The organism is Ensifer sp. LC11, assembly GCF_001695835.1.
In the GTDB taxonomy this organism is placed as follows: Bacteria; Pseudomonadota; Alphaproteobacteria; order Rhizobiales; family Rhizobiaceae; genus Ensifer.
In genome coordinates this window covers 17,467-43,568 of sequence record NZ_MBSO01000018.1, presented here as the reverse complement: position 1 = coordinate 43,568, position 26,102 = coordinate 17,467, and the positions used below count along the sequence as shown (strand labels likewise).

Here is a 26,102-nt window from a genome sequence, read left to right as displayed (position 1 = left end):
TTATGCTCCTTTTCCTGTCGTCTTGCAGGCGAGAACGTACCATCCGGGATGTGCGACAGAAAGAGCGCCCGCCGCGCGCTCAGCGCCTTCGTCGTTCTCGAAAATGCCGAAGCACGTGGCGCCCGAACCGGACATCCGCGCGAGCGCTGCACCGGTTTCCCCGAGGGCCTGGCAAACCGCCCCAATGACGGGCTCCAGGCTCTCGGCTGGTGGCTGCAGGTCGTTGCGCATCGAGGCCATGGCAGAGAGCCATTCGCTTCCCGTCTCTGGAGCGCGGGGCAGGGCGAGCCGTGGGTTGGTCTTGTTCTTGAGCGTCCGGAAGACCACGGGCGTCGAGACTGCGACCAGCGGATTGACGAGGACCATTGCCAGCGAGGGAAAGTCGCTGAGCGGGGAAATTTCTTCGCCAATCCCTTTCGCCAGAAGAGGGCTGCCGTTGAGGCACATCGGCACATCGGCCCCAAGTCTCAGCGCGATAGCATCGAGACGCGAAGGTTCGATCGCCGCTCCCCAGAGTTCAAGAAGCGCGCGAAGTGTCGCTGCCGCATCGGCAGAGCCGCCGCCGATGCCCGAGGCGAGAGGCAGGTTCTTTTCCAGATGCAAATGGACGGGGCCGGCGGCTGCCGGATCAAGCAAACGCAGCTCCGCGCGCAGCAGGTCCCGGGCCTTCAGAACCAGATTGCCGCCTTGGGCGCTGGCATCCAATGGCAGCTCGGCCGCAAAGGGTCCGGACACCGTGAAGCGATCCGCGACGGCCGGCGAAAGGCCGATCCGGTCGCCGCGATCGGCAAACGTGACGAGACTTTCGAGAAGATGGTGGCCGTCGGCCCGCTGGCCGACGACGTGCAGTGCCAGGTTGATCTTGGCGGGTGCTGCGCGCGTCAGCGCGAAGCCCGCAATGCCGCCTTCCGACATGGGATCGTCAGGACTTCTTGTCCGGTGCGGGGGCTTCCGGGGTCACTTTCTTCGGCGCCGTCTCCTTGGCGTCGGCCGAGGCAGGAACCGTTTCCTTCAGCGGCGGCAGACCGTTCTCGATCTTTGCCTTGATCTTCGGGATCTCAGCTTCCTCGGGCTTCAGCTCAAGCGTCTGGGTCCACTGGAACACGGCCTCGAGCTTGCGGCCCACACGCCAGTAGGCATCACCAAGGTGATCGTTGATCGTCGGATCGCCGGCCATGAGCTCGGCCGCCTTTTCCAGCTCAACGACGGCCTCATCGAAGCGGTTCATGCGGAAATAGGCCCAGCCGAGCGAATCGACGATGTAGCCGTCATCAGGCTTGAGCTCGACCGCCTTGCGGATCATCTCGAGGCCTTCGTCGAGATTGGTGTTCATGTCGACCCAGGAATAGCCGAGGTAGTTCAGCACCTGCGGTTGGTCCGGGTTGAGCTCCAGCGCCTTGCGGAAGTTCGGCTCGGCCTTCTCCCAGAGCTTCTGGCGCTCGTAGGCGATGCCGCGCTGGAAGAATACGGTCCAGTCGCTGCGCTTCGGCACCGGCCCGATCTGGTCGACGGCCCGGTCGTAGAGTTCGCCCATCTCCTTGTAGTCCTTGGCGTCGGAGAGCACGCTGCCATAGGCGAGATAATTGCGGATGTTCTTCGGATCGACGTCGATCAGCGCCTTCAGGTGCTTCTTCGCCTCGTCGACCTTGCCGATGCTCGCCAGGCTGAGGCCAAGCTGCAGTTCGGAGACCCGCCGCATCGGTGAGTTCTCCGGAATAGCCTTGTAAAGCTCGATCGCCTCATCCGGCTTCTTCAGGTTTTCGGCAATGCCGCCGAGCATGACCAGGATGTCGGCGCTGTCGGGGTCGAGCCGGCGCGCGGTCTGCAGATAGAGCGAGACAATATCTTCGGCGCCCTCGCGGTTGAGCGCGGCGCCGATCGAGAAGAGCACCGCTGCGGCACCCTGAGTGGCGTTCTTGACCTGCTGTTCCTGCGGTACACCGTTTTCGATGTTGGTCCGGAGCGCCTGCAGCGGCGTGTAGTTGTTGACCATGTTTTCGCCGACGGCGATGGTGTCGAGCGCTTTCTGCTTGTTGTTTTCGCGCGCCTCGAAGCGGGCGAGTGCCTCGACCGCCCGCATGAAGGTGTCAGGCGCGGCACTTCCGCCTTCGCGATCCAGAATGGCGTCGTTGAGCCTCGTCCGCGCCGTCTGCTTATCGCCCGCGGCAACGGCGATCGCTCCCGCGTGATAGTTCTTGAACACCCGGAACCATTCGGGGCCATCCAGCCCGTTGATCTGCGCCAGCGCTTCCTTCGGCTTGCCCTGACCGAACTTTGCCCAGGCGGAAAGCAGGCCGTTCATCAGCCGGTCAAGGTCGTTGGGGCCCTGGTAGTTCAGGAGTTTCTGCGCATTGCGATACTCACGCTTGCGGATCGCTTCGATCGCGCGGATGACCGTGGTGATGCGCTCGACAGCCGGGTCGGATTTGAGCTGCTCGGCAATTTTTGCGCCGTCGTCGAACTGACCGGCCATCAGCAGCGTGATCATCAGCCGCTGCTTGACGTCATTGTTGTTGGGCTCGAACTGCAGCGCGATCTTGTACAGTTCGGTGGCCGAGGCGAAATCGCGATCCGTGTCGGCGGTGCGGGCGGCAAGGAATGCGCCGGCGAAGGTGTTCACCGTCTTGATGTCGAAGGGTTCGCTTTCCTCGGTGGCGGCAGCCTTCTCCTCGGCGAAAGCCGGGTAGCTGGTGCTGACCGCGGCAAGAGCCAGCAGTGCAGCGCCGCTGAGGAGGCGGAGGATCGTCATTTGCCGCATGTCAAACCTTTCGTGCCGATCGCTCGGCCTTGCGCACCACTGAGGGTTGTTTTCGGAGTCAGCCGCATTGGCCAGCACAACTCTTGAGGAACAGAATGGCTTTTTTGGCGCAACGCGGCAAGAAAATCCTGTCGTCTGTCCTGGCCCGGCTGGCGTCCCGTCAGCTCACCCGGTCGATGCAGAAGTCGATGACTTCCGTCAGCGCCGATTTCCAGGGAGAAGCCGGTAGCGGCGCCAGCGCGTCGCGGGCAATCGTGCCGTAGTGCTGGGCCCGCGCGATGGTGTCGCTGAGGCCACCGTAGCGCTTGATCAGGCCGAGCGCCTTGTCGAGGTTCGCATCGCTGCTGTCGCCGCCTTCGATCGCCTCGCGCCAGAAGGCGCGGTCTTCCGCCGTGCCGCGGCGGTAGGAAAGGATCACCGGAAGCGTGATCTTGCCCTCGCGGAAGTCGTCGCCGACGTTCTTGCCGAGATCGCTCGACGAGCCGCCATAGTCGAGCACGTCGTCGACGAGCTGGAAGGCGAGGCCGAGATTCATGCCGTAGGATTTCAGCGCATTGCGGTCGGATTTGCTGGTCTGGGCGACGATCGGCCCGACTTCGGCGGCGGCGGCAAAGAGCGCTGCCGTCTTGGCACGGATCACCTGGAGATAGTCGTCCTCGGTGGTCTCCATGTTCTTGGCGACCGACAGCTGCAGCACTTCGCCCTCGGCGATGACGGAAGCGGCCGTCGACAGCACGTCGAGCGCGTCGAGCGAGCCGACGTCGACCATCATGCGGAACGCCTGCCCGAGCAGAAAGTCGCCGACGAGCACGCTCGCCTGGTTGCCCCAGATCGTGCGCGCAGTGGACTTGCCGCGGCGAAGGTCGCTTTCGTCGACGACGTCATCATGCAGAAGGGTCGCCGTATGCATGAACTCGACGCTGGTGGCGAGCTTGACGTGGGCGTCGCCCTCGTAGCCGAACATCGAGGCGGAGGCGAGCGTCAGCATCGGGCGCAGACGCTTGCCGCCGGAAGAAATCAGGTGGTTGGCGACCTCGGGAATCATCTGAACGTCGGAGCCGGCCTTCGACAGGATGAGCTGGTTGACGCGCTCCATGTCCGCTGCTGTCAGGTCAACGAGAGGCTTTACGGACGCCTGTTTGTTTTTGCTGTCTTCCAGCGGTATCACTACGCCCACACCGGGACTCCTGTTTTCATTGTCGCTTTCGACAATAGGAAGGGGTGTCCCGTGCGGCAAGAGGCGAATTGTCCCGCTTGCTGAAATAGGACAGGAAAAACCGCCGGATGAAGGAATTGATTCGTACCAACGATGTCGTCGTGCTCTCCTTTGCCGAGAGCCTGATGAAGGATGCCGGTATCGCCAGCCTCATTGCTGATCAGGGGATGAGCATTCTCGAAGGTTCGCTTGGCCTGCTGCCGCGCCGTTTTCTGGTTGCGGAAGAGGACGCGGACGCTGCGCGCCGGATCCTGATCGACGCCGGTCTCGAGGCGGAGCTGCGGCCGTGAATCCGCATGCAAGGTGGGTGGGCACCACAGGCTTCCTGCGGATGCTGCGGGCAACTGCGCTATGACCGCTGCGGCAACCGAAACCGTCGATGCCTTCCATCGCGGCAAGTTCCATGTCGTGCAGCCGCTGGGGCAGGGGCATCGGTCCGGCATGGACGCGATGCTGCTGGCATCGCTCGTTTCTTCGGACCGTCTTCCCTGCCGCGTCGCCGATCTTGGCGCCGGTGCGGGGGCAGCCGGCATGGCCGTGGCCTCGCGAATGGATGGTGCGGAGGTGGTCCTGGTGGAGCGCTCGCCGATCATGGCGGACTATGCCCGCCGCAGCCTGAAGCTCATCGAAAACGCCCGCTTTGCGGCGCGGGTCTCGGTGCTGGAGGTGGATGTGTCGCTGGCAGGCAAGGTGCGCGTGGCAGCCGGCCTTGCGGACGACAGCTTTGACCATGTGATCATGAATCCGCCCTTCAACGACGCGTCCGACCGCAAGACTCCTGACAGCCTCAAGGCCGAGGCCCACGCGATGAGCGACGGGCTCTTCGAGGTCTGGGTGAAGACCGCCGGCGCGATCATGAAACCGGGCGGGCAATTGTCGCTGATCGCCCGGCCGGAATCGATCGCCGAGATTATCGCCGCCTGTGGCCGCCGCTTCGGTGGTATCGAGATCACGGCGCTCCACCCGCGGGTTGGCGAAAACGCCGTGCGCATCCTGGTGACCGCGATCAAGCAGAGCCGCAAACGGCTGGTACTGCGCGCACCGCTCGTCATGCATGAAGAGGGGCATCGGTTCGCGGATCATGTCGATGATCTCAACAATGGCCGGGCGGCCTATCGTCGCCGCTGATTTACCGTATGTGGCATTGCGTTTGCCACGTCAGTGCATACATGGGCATGGACGGGTCAGAACACGTGGCCATCGGAGTGGATGAGGAAAAGTGTATGCGGTTTGCCGCCAGAATCCCGCTCTGATTTATGAGAACCGATCGCGTTTGTGATTTTGGTCGATCGGACCCAAAATCATCGTGATCTAGCAGGCAGGAGTTGAAATGAAGGCGTTCCTGAGACGGATGTTGCCCAAGCGTTTTCGCAAGGAGGGGGTGACGATCCCCGTTGTCCGGCTTCACGGCGCGATCATGGCTGGCGGCGGGCAGTTTCGGCCGGCGCTCAACCTGGCAACGGCAGCACCTCTGCTTGAAAAGGCCTTTGCGCTGAAGGAGGCTCCCGCGGTCGCGATTTCTGTCAATTCGCCCGGCGGTTCCCCGGTGCAGTCGCGACTGATCTACCAGCGCATCCGAGACCTCGCTCAGGAGAAGAAGAAGCGCGTCCTCATTTTCGTCGAGGACGTCGCGGCCTCGGGCGGCTACATGATTGCCCTTGCCGGCGATGAGATCATCGCCGATCCGACCTCGATCGTCGGCTCGATCGGCGTCGTCTCCGGCGGCTTCGGTTTTCCGGAACTGCTGAAGAAAATCGGTGTCGAGCGGCGCGTCTATACCGCCGGCGAAAACAAGGTGATGCTCGATCCGTTCCAGCCGGAAAAGGAACAGGACATCGCGTTTCTGAAGAACCTGCAGCTCGATATCCATGATACTTTCATCCAGATGGTCAAGGCGCGGCGCGGGCAAATGCTCGCCGACGATCCGGATATCTTCTCCGGACTTTTCTGGACCGGTCGACGTGGGTTGGAGCTGGGGCTCATCGATGGGCTTGGCGACTTGCGTGGCGAGGTGAAGAAGCGCTATGGCGAGAAAGCACGGCTCGAACTCATCCAGCCGGTGCGAAGCCTTTTTGGCCGCCGGCAGACCGGTACAGCCGTCGCTGGCGGCATTGCCGCGCCTCTGGCCGCATCGGCAGCGGCGGGACTTGCCGAAGCAATCGAGGAGAGGGCATTGTGGGCGCGGTTCGGGCTCTAAGCCCCAAGCAATTCCGGCGAAAATGCCGCACGGTTTCGCGTCCGGAAATTGCGTAAGACAAATGAGATAGGGCGCCCGACGACGTCATTGTGATCGGAAACGCCCTCGCGCGCGCCCTGGGAGGAAAAATGCCGCAACTTATCCTGCTCCTGATCGCAGGTTTCATCTTCTGGCTCGGCTACCGCAAGTTCGTGTCCGATGCGCAACGGCTGACGCGCCAGCGCGAACAGGCACGCCGTCAGGAGCAGACCGGTGCGCAAGGGACGCTGGTTCAGGATCCGGAAACCGGTGAATACAGGCTGAAGCGCGACGACGAGTAGGCAACGCACGTATCCTGCGAATTGAAGGGCGGCGGACTGCTGCGCGCCTATTTGGCATCGCGGCGCCGTAGCGCTTGACCCTCGTCATCAGGCATGGCACCTGTCCGGCTCATTTTTTGGAAGAATTCGGACGCGATCCATGACCACTCTGCCCGATCATATGAACCCGAAGCGCTCGTTTCAGGCTCTGATCCTGACATTGCACAACTACTGGGCCGATAAGGGTTGCGCCGTGCTGCAGCCCTACGACATGGAAGTGGGCGCCGGCACGTTCCATCCGGCAACGACCTTGCGTGCGCTCGGGCCGCGTCCCTGGCGCGCGGCCTATGTGCAGCCGTCGCGCCGCCCGACCGATGGCCGCTACGGCGAAAACCCCAACAGGCTGCAGCACTACTATCAGTACCAGGTGCTGCTGAAGCCGAATCCGTCCAATCTGCAGGAGCTCTATCTCGGCTCGCTGGAGGCGATCGGTCTCGATCCGCTGCTGCACGATATCCGCTTTGTCGAGGACGACTGGGAAAGCCCGACGCTCGGCGCCTGGGGCCTTGGCTGGGAGTGCTGGTGCGACGGTATGGAAGTGTCGCAGTTCACCTATTTCCAACAGGTCTGCGGTATCGAATGCTCGCCGGTCTCCGGTGAACTGACCTATGGTCTCGAACGCCTCGCCATGTATGTGCAGGGCGTCGACAACGTTTACGACCTGAACTTCAACGGCCGCGAGGGCGCCGAGAAGATCAGCTATGGCGATGTCTTCCTGCAGGCCGAGCAGGAGTACTCGCGCTACAATTTCGAATACGCCAACACCGCCATGCTGCATCAGCATTTCATCGATGCGGAAGCCGAGTGCCAGGCGCTGCTTGCGGCCGGCGCGCCGGGCGATCACAGCAACAACCACCTGCACAAGTGCGTCTTCCCCGCCTATGACCAGTGCATCAAGGCGAGCCATGTGTTCAACCTGCTCGATGCCCGTGGCGTCATCTCGGTCACGGAACGCCAGAGCTACATCCTGCGTGTGCGCACCTTGGCGAAGGCCTGTGGCGAAGCTTTCCTGCTGACCGATGCAGGCGGCGCGAACCTTAACCGGGACGCCGCTTGAGCGCACAGCCAACGAGCCTCGTCGTTCACATCAACGGCTGGCCGGGCACCGGCAAGCTGACGATCGCGCGCCATCTGGCCGAAAGGCTCGGCGCGCGGCTCGCCGACAACCACACGCTGATCAACCCTGCCGAGGCTCTGTTTGCGCGCAGTGACCCGCTCTATCGCTCGCTGCGGTCTGCGGTCCGCGCAAGCGTGTTCGAGCATCTGGCGATGGCGTCGTTCAAGCAGTCCTTCGTCTTCACCGACGCGCTCTCCGATGACGTCGCCGATACCCGCGCCTTCGAAGACTGCGCCGAGCTCGCGCGAGAGCGTGGCGCCCGCTTCGTTGCGGTCGTGGTCGATTGCGATGTCGCGGAAAATCTCAAGCGTCTGACACGTGCGGGCCGAAGCAAACTGCACAAGCTGACCGATCCCGATGTGCTTCTGGGCTTGCGCGGAAGACATCGCCTGTTGCGTGGCAGCAGTGACCAGCTGATCGAAATCGACGTGACTGCGCTTGGTGCGGATGCGGCGGCCGAAGCGATCGCGGCACGGATCGCTGACCCATCGGCGGTCAGATGATCAGGGTTACGCCGGCGTTCCTCTTGCAGACCGGCTTCAGCGTGGGATAGGCACCGGTATAGACTTGGCCGGAATAGGTCTGCAGAGCGCGGCGAACCCCGGTCGGCCGCTCAGCGGAAGCAGCGCTCGCATAGGCAACGAAGAGCGCCGTAAAGGCGATCACGTTGATGAGAGTTACGAGCGTTTTCATGGTCTTCACTTCGTTTCCGGGTTTGTTCGATGGATCGACTATCGCCGATCATCGGTCCGGCCGCCGTTCCCGATGGAACAGGAATCGAGGTGTTTGGGTCTGAGTGCGTCTCGCGGCGGTGAACAGTGCGTTCACGAAGCGCGCGACAGTTGGGGAGGAGAGCGTTTCTCCGGCCGAATGCTGCAGAAAGCGCTTTGAAGCTGAGAGGCGAATGCTAATCTCTGCGCGAGTTTTTTGGAGGGTACCCTATGATCGGCCTGGCAATCGGCGTCGTCGTGATCCTGTATCTGGTTTTCGTCTATAACGGCCTCGTCAAGGCGCGTCAGGTTGCCGAGGAGGCCTGGTCCGGCATCGACGTGCAGCTGAAGCGCCGCGCCGATCTCATCCCCAACCTGATCGAAACGGTGAAGGGTTACGCAGCGCACGAGAAGTCGACGCTCGAAGAGGTGATCGCCATGCGCAATCGGGCGCAGGCGGTTCCGGCAGGTGATGTCGAAGGTCGCGCCCAGGCGGAAGGGGCACTGTCCCAGGCGCTCGGCAAGCTGTTTGCGCTCGCAGAAGCCTATCCGGACCTGAAGGCGAACGAGAATTTCGCTGAGCTGCAGCGCTCGCTGGAGACGATCGAAGGCGAGATCCAGATGTCGCGCCGCTATTACAATGGCGCTGCCCGCGATCTCAACGTCAAGGTCGAGAGCTTCCCGTCGAACCTGATCGCCAACACCTTCCGCTTTGTCAAAGCCGGCTATTTCGAGATCACCAACGAAGCCGATCGTGCCGTACCGCAGGTCAGGTTCTGATCCTGTATACGTAGCACGCCTCCCGAGTATTCCGCGCCGCGGGTTCCCGCTGCGGCGCCCTTCGCATCAAGAGACCCAAGCCATGACCTCCGATACCATGAAGAAGCTGACCATCCTGCCGATCGATCACCCACTCCGCGGCCATGTGCGCCCGCCGGGCTCGAAGTCGATCACCAACCGGGCGCTGCTCTTGGCCGGTCTTGCGAAAGGCACGAGCCGGCTGACCGGCGCGCTGAAGAGCGACGACACCCGCTACATGGCGGAAGCGCTCCGGGCGATGGGTGTCGAGGTCAGCGAGCCCGACGACACGACTTTTGTCGTGACAAGCACGGGCAAACTCCTGCCGCCGGCGGCCCCCTTGTTCCTCGGCAATGCGGGAACCGCGACGCGCTTTCTGGCGGCGGCCGCCGCCCTTGTCGACGGCACTGTTGTGGTCGACGGCGACCAGCATATGCGCAAGCGACCGATCAAGCCGCTGGTCGAGGCTCTCGGTACCCTCGGCGTCGAAGTCACCTCCGAAACCGGCTGCCCGCCGGTGACGGTCAAGGGGACGGGCGGCTTCCCGGCCGGTCGCGTCGTCATCGACGCCGGCCTTTCCAGCCAATACGTTTCGGCATTGCTGATGGCGGCCCCGGGCGCCAAAGGACCTGTTAGCATCGAGCTTGCCGGCGACGAGATCGGCGCCCGCGGTTACATCGACCTGACGGTTGCGGCCATGCGGGCCTTCGGCGCCGAAGTGGAGCAGGTGAGCCCGTCGGTCTGGCAGGTTGCGCCGACCGGATATCGCGCGGCGGACTATGTCATCGAGCCGGACGCGTCGGCTGCGACCTATCTCTGGGCGGCCGAAGTGCTGACCGGCGGTGCCATCGATCTCGGCGTTCCGGCGACGGCCTTCTCGCAGCCGGATGCGCGCGCCCATGCGGTGATCTCAAGCTTCCCGAACCTGCCTGATGTCATCGACGGTTCGCAGATGCAGGACGCGATCCCGACGATCGCCGTGCTCGCCGCCTTCAACAAGACCCCGGTGCGCTTCGTCGGCCTCGCCAACCTGCGCGTCAAGGAGTGCGATCGCGTGCGTGCGCTTTCGCTGGGTCTCAGCGCGATCCGGCCCGGACTGGCCCATGAGGAAGGCGACGACCTGATCGTCTCGTCCGATCCTGCGCTTGCGGGGCAGACCTTGCCTGCTTCGATCGACACCTTTGCCGATCACCGCATCGCCATGAGCTTCGCGCTTGCCGGCTTGAAAATCCATGGCATCACGATCGAGGATCCGGGCTGCGTCGCCAAAACCTACCCGGCCTACTGGGACGCGCTCGCCTCCCTCGGCGTCGAATTTACCGGCGACCGGCCGTGAGCGAGAGCGGGATGAGGAAAAGTACATGCGGTTTTGCGCCGGCATCCCGCTCTGACCGATCAAATCGCCGCGCCTTGATCCTCAACCGGAAGAAAGCTTGATCCGCATGGCCCGTCTCGCTGCCGCATTTGCCTTTTTGGTGTTTTTGCTGGCGACGGCGGGCATCGGGCGGGCGGAGGAAGCCTTCTCCGCCTATCGCTCCGTCATCGATCTTGGCAAGGACGGCACGATGACGGTGACCGAGACGATCACGGCGACGGTCGAAGGCAACAAGATCCGTCGCGGCATCTATCGCGACCTGCCCATGACCTTCACCGATGCGAAGGGCAAGCGCAGCAAGGTGGACTTCACGCTGCTATCGGTCGAGCGCGACGGCGCGGAGGAGCCCTACCGCACGGAATCGATCAGCGGCGGCATCCGCATTTACACCGGTTCGGCCGAGGTCTTTCTCGAGCCGGGCGAACACACCTTCCAGTTCACCTATGAGACTGGCCGCCAGATCCGCTTCTTCGACGACCACGACGAACTCTACTGGAACGTCACCGGCACCGAGTGGGACTTTCCGATCGACGAGGCGAGCGCAACGGTGACGCTGCCGGAGGGCGTCAGGGCGGAGGCGCTCGATTATTTCACCGGCGGCTATGGCGCGACCGGCAAGGACGCCCGCGCATCGCGGGACGGCAGCGAGATTTTCTTCGCCACCACCCGCCGTCTCGATCCGCGCGAAGGGCTGACGATCGCCATCAAGATGCCGAAGGGCAGTATCGACCGGCCGTCCTCCAGCCAGGAGAACGCCTGGTGGCTGCGCGACCATCTCGCACTCGTCATCGCCGGTGCGGGGCTTGCGCTCGTCCTGCTCTACTACAGCCAGGCCTGGCTGCGGGTCGGGCGAGACCCGGACCGCGGCGTCATGGTGCCGCGCTGGGATCCGCCTGAGGGGATCTCTCCGGCGCTGGTCAACTATATCGACAACAAGGGCTTTTCCGGCGAGGGCTGGACCGCGCTGTCGGCGGCAGCACTTAACCTGGCGGTCAAGGGCCACGTCGTCCTCGACGATCTGAAGAGCGCCATCGTCATCGCCGCGACGGGCAAGAAGAGTGACGAAAAGCTGCCGACCGGCGAAGCGGCCGTGATGAAGGCGGTCAATACTGCCGGCGGCAAGCTCACGATCGATCGCGCCCACGGCACGCGGGTGCAGGCGACCGGCGCGGATTTTCGAAATGCGATGGAGCGCGAGCATCGCGGCAAGTACTACCACGCCAACAGCGGTTACATCATTGCCGGCGTCATCCTGTCGGTGCTGTCGATCGCGGCGGTCTTCCTCTTCGGCGATCTCAGCGAGGACAGCCTGCCTCTGGTAATCGTTCCTGTTTTCATCGCCTTCTTCGTTTCGATCCTTGCGGTCTCCGTCGGCAAGTCCCTTCGCCGAGAGAAGAGCCTGATGATCCGGATCATGTCGATCGTGGTGGTCGCCTTCATCGGCTTTGTCGCGTTCACGATCTTCTCGGCGATCCTTGCCGCCGTCTTCTATTCGGCGGCCGAAACCGACGAACTGCCGCTGTTGTTCGTGATCGGTGCCATCGTGCTGGCCAACGTGCTGTTCTTCTTCCTGATGGGCGCACCCACGCCGCTTGGTACCCGGATGATGGATGGCATCGACGGGCTCCGCCAGTACATGACGCTCGCCGAAAAGGACCGGATGAACATGCAGGGCGCGCCGGAGATGTCGCCCCGGCATTTCGAAACGCTTCTGCCCTATGCCGTGGCGCTCGGCGTAGAGAAACCCTGGACCGAGACCTTCGATCGCTGGCTGCTTGCTGCGGCGGCCGGTGCGGCCGCGGCCGCCGCCTATCAGCCGAGCTGGTACCAGGGCGATGGTTTCGGCTCGAGCACATTTGGAGACCGCATCGGCGGCTTCGCTGGTTCCATGGCCGACACGATGACCTCGGCACTGCCGCCCCCGCCCAAATCGTCTTCGTCAGGGTTTTCGACCGGCGGCGGCTTTTCCGGCGGCGGTGGCGGTGGTGGCGGCGGCGGCGGCTGGTGAAACCGCCTGCGGGCCCGCGCATAGACAGCCAAATTCATCATCGGGCTTGGTGACATTCTTGCCAGAGATTGCTAAGTCCGCCGCAACCGTCAGGAACAGAAAAAGTCAGTGCCATGCCCGATCTTCTTATCGAACTCCGCTCCGAGGAAATTCCTGCCCGCCTGCAGCGCAAGGCGGCCGGCGACCTCAAGAAGCTGCTGACCGATGCATTGGTCGAGGCGGGCCTGACCTATGAGGGTGCGCGCGAATATTGGACGCCGCGCCGGCTGACGCTCGACGTGCGCGGCCTCAACGCCCGTTCCGCCGATGTCCGCGAAGAGCGCAAGGGACCGCGCACCGACGCCAACGAAAAGGCGATCGAAGGCTTCCTGCGTGGCGCCGGCCTTTCGTCGATCAGTGAGGCGCATGTCCACAGCGACCCGAAAAAGGGCGATTTCTACGTCGCCCATATCGTCAAGCCGGGGCGTCCTGCCGAAGAGATCGTCGCCGAAGCGATGCCTGATATCATCCGCAATTTCCCTTGGCCGAAGCCGATGCGCTCCGGCGTGGCATCGGCCAAGCCGGGTGCGCTGCGCTGGGTCCGCCCGCTGCAGTCGATCGTCTGCACCTTCGGCTCGGAAACCGATGAGACCAAGGTCATCCCGTTCGAAGTCGATGGTATCGTTGCCTCGAATGTCACCTACGGCCATCGTTTCCATGCGCCGGAGGCGATCACCGTTCGCCGCTTTGCCGACTACGCCGAAAAGCTTGAAAAGGCGAAGGTCGTTCTCGACGGCGAACGCCGCAAGGAGATGATCGTTGCCGATGCGCGCAACATCGCCTTTGCCAATGGTCTGGAACTCGTGGAAGACGAGGGCCTGCTCGAAGAAGTCTCCGGCCTCGTCGAATGGCCGCAGGTGTTGATGGGCAGCTTCGAGGACGCCTATCTCGAAATCCCCTCGGAAATCATCCGCCTGACGATCAAGACCAACCAGAAGTGCTTCGTCACCCGCGCGCCGGGCGCCGAAACGCTCTCCAACAAGTTCATCCTCGTTTCGAACATCGAGGCGAAGGACGGCGGCAAGGAGATCGTGCACGGCAATGGCAAAGTGGTGCGCGCCCGCCTTTCGGACGCGGCGCATTTCTGGCACCGTGACCAGGGCAACCTGCCGGATCTCGAAACGCTGGAAGCGTCGGCGGAGAAGTTCGGCCTCGATCTCAAGAAGCCGCTCGACCAGCGCATGGCCAAGCTCGATGCGCTGAACGTCACCTTCCACGCCAAGCTCGGCACGCAGGGCGAGCGTGTCGCCCGCATCCGGGCGCTGGCCGGTGAACTCGCCAAGGTGACCGGCGCGGATCCTGATCTCGTCGACCGTGCCGTCGTGCTCGCCAAGGCTGACCTGCGCACCGAAGCCGTCGGTGAATTCCCCGAACTTCAGGGCATCATGGGCCGCAAGTATGCCTTGCTCCAGGGCGAGAACGATTCTGTCGCCACCGCGATCGAAGACCACTGGAAGCCGAATGGCCCCTCGGACCGCGCGCCGACCGATCCGGTCGCCGTCACCGTCGCGCTCGCCGACAAGCTCGACACGCTGGTCGGCTTCTGGGCAATCGACGAAAAGCCGACCGGCTCGAAGGACCCTTTTGCGCTGCGCCGTGCCGCGCTCGGCGTCATCCGTTTGATTCTGGAAGGCAAGGCGCGCCTCGCGCTGCTGCCCGCTTTTGAAACGGCACTGATTGCCCTTCGCGCGCAGAAGCCGGCACTTTCGGCCGATGTCTCGGCTGACCTGCTTTCCTTCTTCCATGACCGTCTCAAGGTCTATCTGCGCGACCTCGGTGCCCGTTACGACCTGATCGACGCAGTGCTGACGCCGGACGCGGACGACCTTTTGATGATCGCTCGTCGTGTCGAGGCGCTGACGGCCTTCATCACCGATGAGGAGGGCCGCAACTTGCTCGCCGGCACCAAGCGCGCGACCCAGATCCTGGCTGCCGAAGAGAAGAAGGGAACGACTGTCGCCGACGGCGTCGATGCCGGTCTCTTCCGTCTCGACGCCGAAAAGGCGTTGCATCAGGCTGTTAAGGTCGGTTCCGGTGAAGCGCGCGACGCTATCGCCAAGGAAGATTTCCGTTCGGCGATGCAGGCATTGGCCAAGCTGCGCGAGCCGGTCGACCAGTTCTTCAACGACGTGCTCGTCAATGACGATGATGCCGCGATCCGCGCAAACCGTCTGGCGCTGCTCGGCCTCATCCGCTCGGCCACCGGCACGGTTGCCGACTTCTCCAAGATCGCCGGATAAGGGGCGCGGCTGCCTGCGGCCGGCTGAAGCTCCCGCTTGCACAAACGTTCAAGCGGGGCACCTCCCGGCGCTCTATATGCTGTCCCCATCAAACCGATGGAGACAGCCGATGGATACCGCGACGAAGACCCACAAGCCGATCAATTTCGCCGAGAAGCTCTCGCTCTTCAGCGATCAATGGCAACCGCGTGTGATTGCCGAACTCAACGACTACCAGTTCAAGATCGTGCGCATCGAGGGTGATTTCATCTGGCATGATCACAAGGACACCGACGAGGCGTTCATCGTGCTCGAAGGCACGCTGCGCATCGATTTTCGCGATGGCGCGGTAACGCTCGGCCCAGGTGAAATGTACGTCGTGCCGAAGGGCGTCGAGCACAAACCCTATGCCGAAAGCGAGGTGAAGATGCTGCTGATAGAGCCGCGCGGCACGCTCAACACCGGCCACGAGGGTGGTGCGCGCACCGCGGAAAATGACCGCTGGGTCTGATGCGACGCTGCGGCCGCCTGATCGCGCTTGATGACGGGACGAGGTCGGGGTAGGAGAGGTCCATGCCCGCAAAAATCCTCGTCAGCGCCTGTCTCATGGGCCATGCCGTCCGCTATGACGGCCAGTCGAAGCCGCTGCTTCACCCGGCGGTCGATCGTTGGCGCGCTGAGGGCCGTCTTGTGACCATCTGTCCGGAAATGTCCGCCGGCATGCCGGTGCCGCGTCCGCCGGCAGAGATTGCCGCCGGCGCCGTCGGCAGTGATGTGCTCGCTGGCAGTGCCGGAGTGATCGAGATCAACGGCCGCGATGTGACGGAGGATTTCGTCCGTGCGGCGGAAAATGCCCTGTCGCTGGCGCAGGAGACCAACTGTCGCTTCGCGCTGCTGATCGACGGCAGCCCGTCCTGCGGGCCCGGTTTCGTCTATGACGGCAGTTTCTCCGGAGCGCGTCATCCGGGCGCAGGGGTGACGGCCGCGCTGCTCGCCACACATGGCGTAGAAGTCTATTCGGACAAGCAGATCGACGCGTTGGTCGCGCGGATCGAAGGATTGGAAGAGCCCCGATAAAAAGATTGCGCCCCCGCTTCTCTCAGGGGCGCAATCTCTCGCTGTGCAGCGAAACGCCCGTCAGCCTTGTATGCAGGGGGACGGCTGAGCGGGGCAGGGAACTTTCCCGATAGAGGGTCAGTTTAGCCGAAGTTCGAAGGTGGACGGATCAAAATGCTGTGAGCCCTCTTCGACCACGGGCGCACCAGCCACCGACGCGCCGATCGGTGTGACGGCAGCGGTCTTTGCCGTCTGATCGATCGAGAGCATGTGTGGGTCATCGGCTTCGGCGTTCTCGACGTCGGCGTTCGACGAGACGGTTACGGTCGGCGAAGGGGCGCTTTCGGCGGCCGCCGTTTTGATAACCTCTTGCGAGGGCTTGCTAACGAAGACGACCGGTGAGCCACCGAGCCAGGCCTCGGTGCGCACCATCTTCATTTCGCCGTTGATCTTCTTGAGTTCGATGGTTTCGTCGCCCGCAGCGATCGTGGGCACGACATAGGTCACCTTCTTTTTCGATTGCAGCGGCGGGCATGCGGCGCAAGAGACCGTCGAAACACTGGCGTTGTCGGTCGTGCCGGATGCGACCGTGTCGATCGATGACGCCTGAGCGTTGCCCGCAGCAAGCCCGAGTACGGTGGTGATCAGCAACAGGCGCATAGATTTTCTCCCGCATTGTTAGCGCGAGAATATGTGCTCTCCCTTACTTTCCCGTCAGGAGAATTGGTAAAAATAGAATGATCCGGGACGAGTTCGGTTCGCCCCGCCGTGGATCAGGCTTTTTCGCGCGCAACCGCGCGCCAGCCGATGTCATTCCGGTAGAAGCCATTGTCCCAGGAGACAGCAGACACCGCGGCATAGGCCCTGTCCTTGGCCGCACTGACACTTGTCCCCGTTGCGGTGATGTTGAGGACGCGGCCGCCGGTTGCAACCAGTGCGCCGTCCTTCATCGCCGTGCCGGCGTGAAACACCTTGGTGGTGTCGGACGCTGTGGGAAGGGCATCGATCGGCGTGTTCTTGGCGTAGCTCCCCGGATAACCCTTGGAGGCCATGACCACGGTCAGCGCCGTCTCGTCGCGCCATTCGGCCGACATGCCGTCAAGCGTGCCGGTCGCGGCCGCGTAGAGCAGCGGCAGCAGGTCGCTCTTCATTCGCATCATCAGCACCTGGCATTCCGGGTCGCCGAAACGGACATTGTATTCGATGAGTTCCGGTCCCTTGGCCGTGATCATCAGCCCGGCAAAGAAGACGCCGGAGAAGGGATGGCCGCTTTCCGCCATGCCGCGCATCGTCGGCTCGATGATTTCCTTCATCGTGCGTTCGATCACTTCCGCCGTCATGACCGGCGCGGGCGAATAGGCACCCATGCCGCCGGTGTTCGGCCCGGTATCGCCGTCGCCGACACGCTTGTGATCCTGCGCGGAGGCAAGCGCCAGCGCCGTCTTGCCGTCTGAGAGGCAGAAGAAGCTTGCTTCCTCGCCGTCGAGATAGGCCTCGACCACCACTTCGGCGCCGGCAGCGCCAAAGGCGCCGGAAAAACAGTCGTCGACGGCGGCGAGCGCCTCGTCGAGGCTCATGGCAACAGTTACGCCCTTGCCGGCGGCCAGACCATCGGCCTTGATGACGATCGGCGCGCCCTGGGCGCGCACATAGGCCTTGGCGTTGTCGGCATCGGTGAACCGGCCATAGGCTCCAGTCGGAATGTCGTAGCGGGCGCAGAGGTCCTTGGTGAAGCCCTTGGAGCCTTCAAGCTGGGCAGCGGCGGCCGACGGGCCGAAAACGGCGATGCCGGCTGAGCGCAGCACGTCGGCGAGACCTGCAACCAGTGGTCCTTCCGGGCCGACGACAACGAAATCGATCGCTTCGCTGCGGCAGAAGTCGGCGACAGCCGCATGATCTTCGGTGTCGAGCGCAACGATGGTCGCTTCTTCGGCGATGCCGGGATTGCCCGGCGCCGCATAGAGCTTCGTCAGCTTGGGCGACTGCGCGATCTTCCATGCAAGAGCGTGTTCGCGCCCACCCGAACCGATCAGAAGAACCTTCATTGCAGCCCCCGATATCCCGAAATTGCTGCGCTGCGGTTAGGACGACAGGGCGGCGAGGTCAAGCGGAAACGGGACTTCAGGCTGCGATTCCCGCAATTGGCGCCGTTCAGGCGATGGCTTGCCGGCTTGGCAGGTCGTCGTGGCCCTCATCGTTTGCGTAGCGGGCGGTGCGCGTTAGCGCCCAGATTGCCAGGTCTTCGATCGGCAACGGCTTGCTGATGAGATAGCCCTGGAACAGATCGCAACCGGCCGCGGTCAGCATCGAGAGCTTCTCCGGCGTGTCGATGCCTTCGCCGACGACCGCGACATCCTTGGCGTGGCAGAGCGCGATCAGAGCCTTCAGCACCGGCAGCGACTGCGACGCCGTGAGGTTCGACACGAGCGCCCGGTCGAGTTTGATCGTGTCGGCGGTGTATTCGATGATCTGCTGGACGGAGGTGTAGCCGGCGCCGAAATCATCGATCGAAAGGCGGAACCCTCTCTGGCGTAGGGCATCGATGTTGCGGCGCAGCTGGTCGCTGAACTTGACGGCGAAGGTTTCGGTGAGTTCGATTTCGATCGAGCGCGCTTCAAGCCCGTGCCGCTCCAGGCACTCCGAGAAATGCTCGGCTATCGCCTTGGAGTGCAGTTCGGCAGAGGAGATGTTGATCGCGAGCACCGTTTCCGGCCCGAAGAGCGCCTTGAGCTGCCCACAGTCCGACATCGCCTTGTTGATCACCCACCAGTCGATCTTGGTGAAGAGGCCGGAGCTTTCGGCAATCGGCACAAATTCGTCAGGCGTGACGTTGCCGAGAACCGGCGAGTACCAGCGCAGCAACGCCTCGCAACCGGTCACGCGGCCTTCGGCATTGACCATCGGCATATAGACGAGATGGAACTGTTCGTCCGGATCAAGCGAGCGCAGCTCATCCTGGATCTGGCGCAGCCGCGTGCGTTTGTCGTGAAGGGCGCGCGAGAAACGGGAAGACCGGTTCTTTCCGCTCACCTTGGCCTGATACATCGCCGCATCGGCGTTCGAGATCAGCTCGGCGAGATTGGTCGCATCATCCGGGCAGATCGCCGCGCCGATGCTTGCGGTGACCGGGTAACGCTTATCGGAGACCTCGAAGCCGTCCTCGAACAGCGAAAGAATGGCGGCCGAGATTTCTCTGACCGTCCCGTCGCCCGGCCGCGAACGCACCAGCACGGCGAATTCGTCGCCGGACAGGCGCGCGAGAATGGCGGGTTTCTGTTCGCGCCGCTCGGTGATGGCGTCAACGTGCTCGGCGATGCGGGTCGCCAGCGTTTTCAAAAGTTCGTCGCCGATCTCGTGGCCATGTTTGTCGTTGACGAACTTGAAGTTGTCGATGTCGATGAAGAGCAGGCTGCATTTTTCGCCGGCCGCGATCGCCTCGCGCACGGCGCCGGCGGCAAGCGCATTGAAATGTCCGCGGTTGCTGATCCCGGTCAGGGTGTCGGTCCAGGAACTGCGCTGCACCAGCTTGAGCGATTGCACGGACTGGCGGTGCAACTCGCGGATGTTTTCGGTGAGGCGCCCGATCTCACCCTTTTCTTCCATATCGCGGATCTCGTCACGTGCCCCGACCATCACCGCCATGACGTTGGCGTCGAGGGTCGCGATCGGATCGGTGATGAAACGGCGGATCAGCATGATGATCAGCCAGATCGAAAACAGGCTCATGGCGACGGCGCCGAGCGCCAGCAGGAATCTCTGCCGAGCCATGAGTGCTTCGAAATGGTCGCTTGAAACGGTCAGCGTAGCATAGAGCGAAGGGCCGAGATGAACACTCGCCGAAAGGTCGTCTGTGATTGCCAGCGGCCAGGGCTGGAGGAGGATGTCGGAGCCGTATTCCTTCTTCAGTGCCTGCTGCATGTCGAGGAAGCGGTCCGGCTGGATCGCGACTTGCACGAGCAGCGCACTCGATTTCTTGCTCGGCAGCGGCCGGGTGAAGGCAACCGGATCGAGGAAGAAGGAATAGACGATGCGCGGTCTTTGTCCGGCTTCGTAAAGATAGGTCCAGTCGGTGAGCGTGTCTTCGCGGATCAGCCTGCGGGCGAGGTTGAGCTGGGCGTCGTCGATCTCAGCGAAGGGATCCCGGCTGTTCTCGAAGTAGTATTCGGATTGCAGATCGGAGCTTAGAAGCGCCAGCGAGACGTAGCCGGTCGGATCATCGAGCAGCGACTTGACGCTTTCCTGCAACCGGACGCCGAGCGCATTGGCCCGGTAGCTCGCATCCGTTTCAGAAACGTACTGGCGCAGCGAATTGCCATTCAAAAGCGCGTTGAGAAAACCTTTGCTGCGGCCGATCTCGTTCTGGAAGACGGCGGCCGCATGCTCGAGGCGCTGCGACAGCTTGGCATGTTCAAGCGCCCGGATGGAGCGGCTTTGCGTGACGTGGACCGAGACCGCCGCCAGCAGATAGCCGGCAAGCACCACGGGAAAGATCAGGATGAGCGCGCGTTTGCCGAGGTTCACTGGAAATTCGCCAATGTGCTGATGATGCGTCGGCGCAGCTGCACCGACTCTGTGGACAGTTCCTGTTGATACTGGCTCTTGGCCAGGATGTCGGGCGAGGGGTAGATCGCGGGGTCTGAGCGGACGGCTTCCGGCAGAAGCGCATAGGCGGCCTTGCTTGCCGTCGGCATGTTGAGGGCGAGTGCATTGGCGGCAGCGCTTCCCGGCGAACCGAGATAATCGAGCAGCGCCAGCGCCCGATCCTTGTTTTGCGATTTGGCAACGACCGACATGCAGTCAAGCCAGGAAAGCGTGCCTTCCTTGGGAACCGTGTAGCGCCAGACACCCGGAGTGCCGGCCTTGCCGTTGAGGACGTGCTGGTCGCCGCTATACCCAAGCGCCATGTAGATGTCCTTGCTCACCGCCGGGTTCTGGATAGAGCTGATGATGTACTCGTAGGTGAGGACTGAAGGCGCCTGTTCCTTCATCATCGTGAAGGCGGCTTTGAGTGTCGCGCTGTCGTTCGTGTTGATCGATTGACCGAGCAGCATGAGCGGCGCGACGAAGGCCTCGTTGTGGTCGTCGTACATGGCGACATGCTTGGCAAGCGACGGAGCCGGACGCATGAGGTCTTGCCAGGATGTCGGCGCGTCGGACACGACGTCCGATCGGTAGAGAATGCCCATCGTGCCCCAGAGATAGGGCAAGCCGCGGCCCGAGCAGCGCTTGCGCCAGCTTTCGTCGTAATCTCTGAGTGAAGCGACGTTGCTCTCATCGAGCTTTTCCAGAACGCCCTTGCGCCCGAAGAGGGCGGCGCTGTTTTCGCCTGTTACCACGAGGTCGACGCGGCTGTTCGGATCGGCCAGCACCTCGTCGCGGGTGTCGCCGCTGTCGTAGTAGACCTGATGCACCGCGACGCCTGTTATCGACGTCCAGCGGTCAAGGATCTTCTGGTCGATGTAGGATTCCCAGATCAGGAGGTTCAGCGTCTCGGCCTTTACCGCCGTCGCAAGAAGCAACGTCGCCAGAAAGGCGGGAATCGCCGATCGCCCCTGCATAATACACCCCTGCCCAAGCCCTTCGAACGACCGTAGCGCGCAAAAATTGATGAATGATTACGTAGGGCTGCGACCGCGACGACGGGTTTTGATCGCCGCTTGCGAAACGGACGCAAAACCGGGCGCCGCATGGCGGCGCCCGGTGGAATTCATGCGGATTTTGGCAGGAAACGCTACTTCGCCGGGAGTCTCGGCAGCAGGATTGTGAGGATCCCGAGCAGCGGCAGATAGGAGCAGATGGTGTAGACGAACTCGATGCCCTGTCGGTCGGCGAAGATGCCGAGCACGGCCGCGCCCATGCCGCCGAAACCGAAGGCGAAACCGAAGAACACGCCGGCAATCAGCCCGACCCGACCCGGTACCAGCTCCTGGGCGAAGACGACGATCGCCGAGAACGCCGAGGAGAAGATCAGGCCGATGATGACGGAGAGGACGCCGGTCCAGAAGAGGTTCGCATAGGGCAGCATCAAGGCGAAGGGGATGACGCCGAGGATCGAAAACCAGATGACGAAGCGGGCGCCATAGCGGTCGCCGATCGGGCCGCCGAGGAAGGTTCCGGCCGCCGCTGCGCCAAGGAACAGGAACAACATCAGCTGCGCCTGTTGCACGTCGACCCCGAACTTCTCGATGACGAAGAAGGTGAAGTAGCTGGAGATGCTCGCCATGTAGACATTCTTGGTGGCCGTCAGCAATACGAGCACGGCGACCGCCCAGATCACCCGGCCCTTCGGCAGGGGCAGGGCACGGCTCGGTGCCGGCCGGCTCATCGTCGTGCGGCGATGGCGAACGTACCAGGTGCTGACCCAGGAAAGCACGAAGAAGCCGATGATCGCGACGATCGAGAACCAGCTGAGGCTGCCCTGGCCGAAGGGAATGACGATGAAGGCGGCGAGCAGCGGTCCCATGGCGCTGCCGGCATTGCCGCCCACCTGGAACAGCGATTGCGCCAGACCGTGGCGGCCGCCTGAAGCGAGGCGGGCGATGCGTGAGGATTCCGGATGGAAGATCGCCGAGCCGACGCCGATCAGGCTTGCCGCGATGAGCAGCACCCAGAAATGTTGGGCATTCGCAAGCAGGATCAGGCCGCTGCAGGTCGACAGCATGGCAAGCGGCAGCGAATAGGGAAGTGCCCAGCGATCGGTAATGATGCCAACCGCCGGCTGCAGCATCGAAGCCGTCAGCTGGAAGGTGAAGGTCAAGAGGCCGATCTGCACGAAATCGAGCGAATAGTTCGCCTTGAGCAGCGGGTAGAGTGCCGTCAGAAGCGACTGCATGATGTCGTTCAGCATATGGCAGAAGCTGACGGCGAGGATGACGGAGAAGGCCGTCTTTTCCGGGGTGATCCCCGTGGTTGAAGTCACTGATGACATGGGTGTTTCCCTGCCGTGTCGATGGTTGTGTGCGGCGTGGCTATCTGTACTGGGGTTGCGGTTGGCCTGCTTTTGTGATGTGGTCGATTTCTTTCGTGAGTGGGCCAAATGTCGATCCGCCGGTTTCCCTTGCCTCAACTGCCGGACGAAGATCATTTCCGGAACCTCGACTGGATCGAGACCGGAAATGCTCCCGTGCTGGCCCTCGGGCGCGACTACAACGCGGGTCTCCTGGTTCCTTTCCATAGCCATACGCGCACCCAGCTCTGGTGGGCGCGCGGCGGCGTGGTGCTGATGCGCACCGAGCGCGGACGCTGGATGGTGCCGCCCGGCCACGCCCTGTTGATCCCGGCAGGCATGGAACATTCGGCCGAAATGATCAGCGACGTGCGCATGCACTCGATCTATTTTGCGCCGGAGCTGCTGCGCGCCGAGCGGCCGATGGTGATGGAAATCAATCCGCTGGCCGGAAGCCTTGTCGATGCGCTCGTCAGCGTTGAAAACGAGACGATGTCGGCGCGGCGCGAGCAGCTGGTCACGGATCTGTTGCTCGAGGAAATTGGCCGATTGCAGGAGCGCCCGCTCGGCCTGCCGTTCCCGCGCGACGAAAAGCTTGCCTCGCTCTGCCGCCAGTTCCTTCAAGCGCCGTCGGCGGCAGCGAGCATCGACCAATGGGCGGATCGGATGGGTCTCAGCCGGCGATCGTTCACGCGGCTGTTTCGCAACGAGACGGGGGTCAGCTTCGTCACCTGGCGGCAGCAGGCCTGTATCTTCGCCTCGCTGCCGCTTCTGGCCGACGGCGAGCCGATCACCAATGTCGCGCTCGATGCCGGATATGAGAACGTGGCGGCCTTTACGACCATGTTCCGCCGCATGCTCGGCAGCCCGCCGAGCGCCTATCTCAAGACCTATCTGGGGCAGTAGTCGGCGTTGACGATCGGGTATGGCAAAGGAAGGCTGAATTGACCTGGTTAACGGAATCGTAGGAACAAGCCGCAATAACTCGCCCTCGTGTCGTTCCTGCCCACATCCCTCCCTCGGCGCAGCGGCACGGTCAAACTTCGCCCCGGCGAATGATTCTTCCGGAGTTGTTTCTTGCGTATCCGTTCTCTTTTTCTCCTTTCTGGAACCCTTTTGCTGTCGGCGAATGCCGCGTCGGCCGGTGACGGCCAGCATTTCTGGTCCGGCGACTGGTATCTGAAGGTTGGAGCCACCGGCTTTTTCGGCCCGAAATACGAGGGCGCCTCGAAGCGCATGTTTCAGGCCGCACCGCTGATCTCGCTCGGCAAGAGCGGTAGCACCGTCCGTTTCTCCTCGCGCAACGACAACATGTCCTATGCGTTGGTCGATCAGGGGAGTTTCCGCGCCGGTCTCGTCGGCAAGCTGATCTTCGAACGCGACGCCGGCACGTCGAGCGACCTGAGCGGGCTCGACCCGGTCAAGTTCGGCGGTGAACTCGGCGGCTTCGCGGAAGTCTACCCGACCGATTGGCTGCGCGTGCGCGGCGAAGTCCGGCAGGGCATTCGCAGTCACCACGGTGTCGTGGCCGATGTTGCGGCCGATGCCTTTGCCGATGTCAGCAGCAATGTCCGCATTTCCGGCGGCCCGCGGCTCACCGCCGCCACCAGCGGCTATTACACGGCTTACTACGGCGTGAACGGTAGCGAGGCTGCTGCATCCGGCCTCAGCACCTACAGCCCGCATGGCGGCGTCGGTTCCGCCGGTGTCGGTGCCGCGATCACCTGGCAGGCGACGGAAAAGCTCGAGACCAGCGCCTACGCCGAATACAAGCGCCTGCTTGGCCCCGCCGCCGATTCCAGCCTCGTTCGGGAGCGTGGCAGCCGTAACCAGGTGCTCGTCGGTCTGTCGGCGACCTACCGGTTCGACTTCAGCCTTCCCTGATCTGGCACCTGTCCCCAAGGTCTGCGGCGATCTCGCCGCTTGACCGGCCGGGCGCCCGGCGTCAAACAGAGACATGAACACGTTCTCCGCCGATTCCGGGCGCGTGCATGACGCGCCGTCCAACAACTGGGTCTATCGCGTGCTGCCGCGCGCGCTCTGGCCCTATGCGCAGCTTGCCCGCTGGGATCGTCCGATCGGCTGGCAGTTGCTGCTGTTGCCCTGCCTGTGGTCCGTGGCGCTGGCCTCGGGTGCGGCGGTTGGTACCGGCCAGTTCTCGTTCGGCCGCTTCCTGTTCCATTGTTTCCTGTTCGCGGCCGGCGCCATTGCCATGCGCGGTGCCGGCTGCACCTACAATGACATCGTCGATCACGACATCGACATGGAGGTGGCCCGTACCCGCTCGCGGCCGCTGCCGTCGGGACGCGTCTCGCGTCTCCAGGCGAAGGTGTTCATGGTGTTGCAGGCGCTTGTCGGCCTTGTTGTGCTGCTCCAGTTCAACACGTTCTCGATCGCGCTCGGTATCCTGTCGCTGGCGATCGTCGCGATCTATCCCTTTGCCAAACGTTTTACCGACTGGCCGCAGTTCTTCCTGGGCCTGGCCTTTTCCTGGGGCGCCTTGATGGGGTGGTCGGTCGAATTTGGCACGTTGTCCTTGGCGTCGGTGCTGCTTTACGGCGCGGCCATCGCCTGGACGATCGGCTACGATACGATCTATGCCTATCAGGACAAGGAGGATGACGAACTGATCGGCGTGCGTTCGACGGCACGGCGCTTCGGCGAAAATCCGCGGCCGTGGCTGATCGGTCTCTACGGTATCGCGACGCTGCTCATCTTCCTGTCGTTCATCGCAGCCGGTGCGGGTGCCGTCGCCTATGTCGGCCTTTTGATCGCCGCGGCGTTGTTGACCTACCAGATCCTCGTCCTGAACATCCACGATGCGGCGCAGTGCCTGGCACTGTTCAAGTTCAACGGGATCGTCGGTCTGATTGTCTTTGCCGGATTGGTGCTGGCGTTGTTTCTGCGCCTGATATGAAAAATCCTCCGTCGCTGCGGAGGATCGTCTTCATGCGTTCTGTCGCCCGCGCCATGGCGGGCCGATAGACCTCACGCCCAGCTGATCTCGCGGGCAGCCTTGCGCTTCTTCGCCTCGTGACGCGCACGGAAGCTGGACAGGATGACGGCAACGGCTGAGGCGATATGCTTGCGCATCGGGTTTCTCCTTCTTTCGTGGTCTTGGCTATGGAGCCGATATGGCACGAAGAAGGCGAGGCTGCTGTTTCCGCGGGAACATCTCGAGCAATTCCAGGAAAAGTGGGAACCGGTTTTCCGTTCGGAATTGCGTAAAGGAGCGGGCCAATTCCGGGAAAAGTGTGAAACCGCTTCCCGTCCGCAATTGTGTCCGTGAGGGCTGGAGCGGAGC

General features: G+C 62.9%; 24 protein-coding genes. 15 read left to right on the top strand and 9 right to left on the bottom strand.

The window, feature by feature from the left end; all coding sequences use genetic code 11:
- The 3 genes from BBX50_RS14350 to BBX50_RS14340 form a co-directional block, all read right to left on the bottom strand.
- Entirely contained in the window at positions 1–915 is a 915-nt protein-coding gene (locus BBX50_RS14350; protein WP_065776005.1) for a 4-(cytidine 5'-diphospho)-2-C-methyl-D-erythritol kinase, read from the bottom strand.
- A 7-nt stretch (positions 916–922) separates the two neighbouring features.
- Positions 923–2,758 (bottom strand): tetratricopeptide repeat protein, encoded by a 1,836-nt coding sequence (locus BBX50_RS14345; RefSeq protein WP_065776004.1) that lies wholly within the window; start codon positions 2,756–2,758, stop codon positions 923–925.
- Between the two features lie 160 nt (positions 2,759–2,918).
- Entirely contained in the window at positions 2,919–3,935 is a 1,017-nt protein-coding gene (locus BBX50_RS14340) for a polyprenyl synthetase family protein (protein ID WP_065776003.1), read from the bottom strand.
- 107 nt (positions 3,936–4,042) lie between these two features.
- Between BBX50_RS14340 and BBX50_RS14335 the strand changes: the two genes are divergently transcribed.
- From BBX50_RS14335 to BBX50_RS14310, 6 genes are all read left to right on the top strand, one after another.
- A complete protein-coding gene (locus tag BBX50_RS14335) occupies positions 4,043–4,264 on the top strand; it encodes a DUF2007 domain-containing protein (RefSeq protein WP_065776002.1) in 222 nt (73 codons plus the stop codon).
- Between the two features lie 61 nt (positions 4,265–4,325).
- Positions 4,326–5,102: a methyltransferase gene (locus BBX50_RS14330; protein ID WP_065776001.1), complete on the top strand. Its 777-nt coding sequence runs from the start codon at positions 4,326–4,328 to the stop codon at positions 5,100–5,102.
- Positions 5,103–5,304: 202 nt separating this feature from the next.
- A complete protein-coding gene (locus BBX50_RS14325) occupies positions 5,305–6,171 on the top strand; it encodes a S49 family peptidase (protein WP_065776000.1) in 867 nt (288 codons plus the stop codon).
- 128 nt (positions 6,172–6,299) lie between these two features.
- Entirely contained in the window at positions 6,300–6,491 is a 192-nt protein-coding gene (locus BBX50_RS14320) for a hypothetical protein (protein WP_065775999.1), read from the top strand.
- 139 nt (positions 6,492–6,630) lie between these two features.
- On the top strand, positions 6,631–7,587 hold the full coding sequence (locus BBX50_RS14315; RefSeq protein ID WP_065775998.1) for a glycine--tRNA ligase subunit alpha: 957 nt from the start codon (positions 6,631–6,633) through the stop codon (positions 7,585–7,587).
- The gene (locus BBX50_RS14310) at positions 7,584–8,150 is read left to right on the top strand and encodes an AAA family ATPase (RefSeq protein WP_065775997.1); all 567 of its coding nucleotides are present in this window, start codon (positions 7,584–7,586) and stop codon (positions 8,148–8,150) included. The genes BBX50_RS14315 and BBX50_RS14310 overlap by 4 nt, the downstream gene beginning before the upstream one ends.
- Here BBX50_RS14310 and BBX50_RS14305 read toward each other — a convergent pair.
- Positions 8,143–8,340, bottom strand: a complete 198-nt coding sequence (locus BBX50_RS14305) for a hypothetical protein (protein WP_065776050.1) — start codon at positions 8,338–8,340, stop codon at positions 8,143–8,145. The two genes, BBX50_RS14310 and BBX50_RS14305, sit on opposite strands and share 8 nt — an antisense overlap.
- A 248-nt stretch (positions 8,341–8,588) precedes the next feature.
- Here BBX50_RS14305 and BBX50_RS14300 point away from each other — a divergent pair, with 248 nt between their 5' ends.
- The 6 genes from BBX50_RS14300 (at position 8,589) to BBX50_RS14275 (ending at position 15,873) form a co-directional block, all read left to right on the top strand.
- Complete coding sequence (locus BBX50_RS14300) at positions 8,589–9,137, top strand: LemA family protein (RefSeq protein WP_065775996.1); 549 nt, start codon at positions 8,589–8,591, stop codon at positions 9,135–9,137.
- A gap of 82 nt (positions 9,138–9,219) precedes the next feature.
- Positions 9,220–10,491, top strand: coding sequence for a 3-phosphoshikimate 1-carboxyvinyltransferase (locus tag BBX50_RS14295; RefSeq protein ID WP_065775995.1), 1,272 nt, complete (start codon positions 9,220–9,222; stop codon positions 10,489–10,491).
- Between the two features lie 106 nt (positions 10,492–10,597).
- Positions 10,598–12,538, top strand: a complete 1,941-nt coding sequence (locus BBX50_RS14290) for a DUF2207 domain-containing protein (protein WP_065776049.1) — start codon at positions 10,598–10,600, stop codon at positions 12,536–12,538.
- Positions 12,539–12,651: 113 nt separating this feature from the next.
- Positions 12,652–14,817: a glycine--tRNA ligase subunit beta gene (gene glyS, locus BBX50_RS14285; protein WP_065775994.1), complete on the top strand. Its 2,166-nt coding sequence runs from the start codon at positions 12,652–12,654 to the stop codon at positions 14,815–14,817.
- A 109-nt stretch (positions 14,818–14,926) separates the two neighbouring features.
- The gene (locus BBX50_RS14280) at positions 14,927–15,307 is read left to right on the top strand and encodes a cupin domain-containing protein (RefSeq protein ID WP_065775993.1); all 381 of its coding nucleotides are present in this window, start codon (positions 14,927–14,929) and stop codon (positions 15,305–15,307) included.
- Positions 15,308–15,369: 62 nt separating this feature from the next.
- A complete protein-coding gene (locus BBX50_RS14275; protein ID WP_065775992.1) occupies positions 15,370–15,873 on the top strand; it encodes a DUF523 domain-containing protein in 504 nt (167 codons plus the stop codon).
- A 117-nt stretch (positions 15,874–15,990) separates the two neighbouring features.
- Here the strand turns inward: BBX50_RS14275 and BBX50_RS14270 are convergent, their stop codons facing one another.
- The 5 genes from BBX50_RS14270 to BBX50_RS14250 form a co-directional block, all read right to left on the bottom strand.
- Positions 15,991–16,512: a plant virulence effector HPE1-like domain-containing protein gene (locus BBX50_RS14270; RefSeq protein WP_065775991.1), complete on the bottom strand. Its 522-nt coding sequence runs from the start codon at positions 16,510–16,512 to the stop codon at positions 15,991–15,993.
- A gap of 113 nt (positions 16,513–16,625) precedes the next feature.
- On the bottom strand, positions 16,626–17,897 hold the full coding sequence (purD, locus tag BBX50_RS14265) for a phosphoribosylamine--glycine ligase (RefSeq protein ID WP_065775990.1): 1,272 nt from the start codon (positions 17,895–17,897) through the stop codon (positions 16,626–16,628).
- A 106-nt stretch (positions 17,898–18,003) separates the two neighbouring features.
- Positions 18,004–20,373: a GGDEF domain-containing phosphodiesterase gene (locus tag BBX50_RS14260; protein WP_065775989.1), complete on the bottom strand. Its 2,370-nt coding sequence runs from the start codon at positions 20,371–20,373 to the stop codon at positions 18,004–18,006.
- Positions 20,370–21,410, bottom strand: a complete 1,041-nt coding sequence (locus tag BBX50_RS14255; protein WP_065775988.1) for a spermidine/putrescine ABC transporter substrate-binding protein — start codon at positions 21,408–21,410, stop codon at positions 20,370–20,372. The genes BBX50_RS14260 and BBX50_RS14255 overlap by 4 nt, the downstream gene beginning before the upstream one ends.
- 173 nt (positions 21,411–21,583) lie before the next feature.
- The gene (locus BBX50_RS14250; RefSeq protein ID WP_065775987.1) at positions 21,584–22,780 is read right to left on the bottom strand and encodes an MFS transporter; all 1,197 of its coding nucleotides are present in this window, start codon (positions 22,778–22,780) and stop codon (positions 21,584–21,586) included.
- Positions 22,781–22,888: 108 nt separating this feature from the next.
- On the opposite strand from BBX50_RS14250, the gene BBX50_RS14245 reads away from it, so the two are divergent.
- From BBX50_RS14245 to ubiA, 3 genes are all read left to right on the top strand, one after another.
- Positions 22,889–23,704, top strand: a complete 816-nt coding sequence (locus BBX50_RS14245; RefSeq protein ID WP_065775986.1) for a helix-turn-helix transcriptional regulator — start codon at positions 22,889–22,891, stop codon at positions 23,702–23,704.
- 171 nt (positions 23,705–23,875) lie between these two features.
- On the top strand, positions 23,876–24,682 hold the full coding sequence (locus tag BBX50_RS14240) for a MipA/OmpV family protein (RefSeq protein ID WP_065775985.1): 807 nt from the start codon (positions 23,876–23,878) through the stop codon (positions 24,680–24,682).
- Between the two features lie 73 nt (positions 24,683–24,755).
- Positions 24,756–25,715, top strand: coding sequence for a 4-hydroxybenzoate octaprenyltransferase (ubiA, locus tag BBX50_RS14235; protein WP_065775984.1), 960 nt, complete (start codon positions 24,756–24,758; stop codon positions 25,713–25,715).
- Positions 25,716–26,102: the final 387 nt, after the last annotated feature.

Coding starts and splice junctions, on each gene's coding strand:
- BBX50_RS14350 (WP_065776005.1), bottom strand. CDS start 915: ATGTCGGAAGGCGGCATTGCGGGCTTCGCGCTGACGCGCGCAGCACCC.
- BBX50_RS14345 (WP_065776004.1), bottom strand. CDS start 2,758: ATGCGGCAAATGACGATCCTCCGCCTCCTCAGCGGCGCTGCACTGCTG.
- BBX50_RS14335 (WP_065776002.1), top strand. CDS start 4,043: ATGAAGGAATTGATTCGTACCAACGATGTCGTCGTGCTCTCCTTTGCC.
- BBX50_RS14330 (WP_065776001.1), top strand. CDS start 4,326: ATGACCGCTGCGGCAACCGAAACCGTCGATGCCTTCCATCGCGGCAAG.
- BBX50_RS14325 (WP_065776000.1), top strand. CDS start 5,305: ATGAAGGCGTTCCTGAGACGGATGTTGCCCAAGCGTTTTCGCAAGGAG.
- BBX50_RS14320 (WP_065775999.1), top strand. CDS start 6,300: ATGCCGCAACTTATCCTGCTCCTGATCGCAGGTTTCATCTTCTGGCTC.
- BBX50_RS14315 (WP_065775998.1), top strand. CDS start 6,631: ATGACCACTCTGCCCGATCATATGAACCCGAAGCGCTCGTTTCAGGCT.
- BBX50_RS14305 (WP_065776050.1), bottom strand. CDS start 8,340: ATGAAAACGCTCGTAACTCTCATCAACGTGATCGCCTTTACGGCGCTC.
- BBX50_RS14300 (WP_065775996.1), top strand. CDS start 8,589: ATGATCGGCCTGGCAATCGGCGTCGTCGTGATCCTGTATCTGGTTTTC.
- BBX50_RS14295 (WP_065775995.1), top strand. CDS start 9,220: ATGACCTCCGATACCATGAAGAAGCTGACCATCCTGCCGATCGATCAC.
- BBX50_RS14290 (WP_065776049.1), top strand. CDS start 10,598: ATGGCCCGTCTCGCTGCCGCATTTGCCTTTTTGGTGTTTTTGCTGGCG.
- glyS (WP_065775994.1), top strand. CDS start 12,652: ATGCCCGATCTTCTTATCGAACTCCGCTCCGAGGAAATTCCTGCCCGC.
- BBX50_RS14280 (WP_065775993.1), top strand. CDS start 14,927: ATGGATACCGCGACGAAGACCCACAAGCCGATCAATTTCGCCGAGAAG.
- BBX50_RS14275 (WP_065775992.1), top strand. CDS start 15,370: ATGCCCGCAAAAATCCTCGTCAGCGCCTGTCTCATGGGCCATGCCGTC.
- BBX50_RS14270 (WP_065775991.1), bottom strand. CDS start 16,512: ATGCGCCTGTTGCTGATCACCACCGTACTCGGGCTTGCTGCGGGCAAC.
- purD (WP_065775990.1), bottom strand. CDS start 17,897: ATGAAGGTTCTTCTGATCGGTTCGGGTGGGCGCGAACACGCTCTTGCA.
- BBX50_RS14255 (WP_065775988.1), bottom strand. CDS start 21,410: ATGCAGGGGCGATCGGCGATTCCCGCCTTTCTGGCGACGTTGCTTCTT.
- BBX50_RS14250 (WP_065775987.1), bottom strand. CDS start 22,780: ATGTCATCAGTGACTTCAACCACGGGGATCACCCCGGAAAAGACGGCC.
- BBX50_RS14245 (WP_065775986.1), top strand. CDS start 22,889: ATGTCGATCCGCCGGTTTCCCTTGCCTCAACTGCCGGACGAAGATCAT.
- ubiA (WP_065775984.1), top strand. CDS start 24,756: ATGAACACGTTCTCCGCCGATTCCGGGCGCGTGCATGACGCGCCGTCC.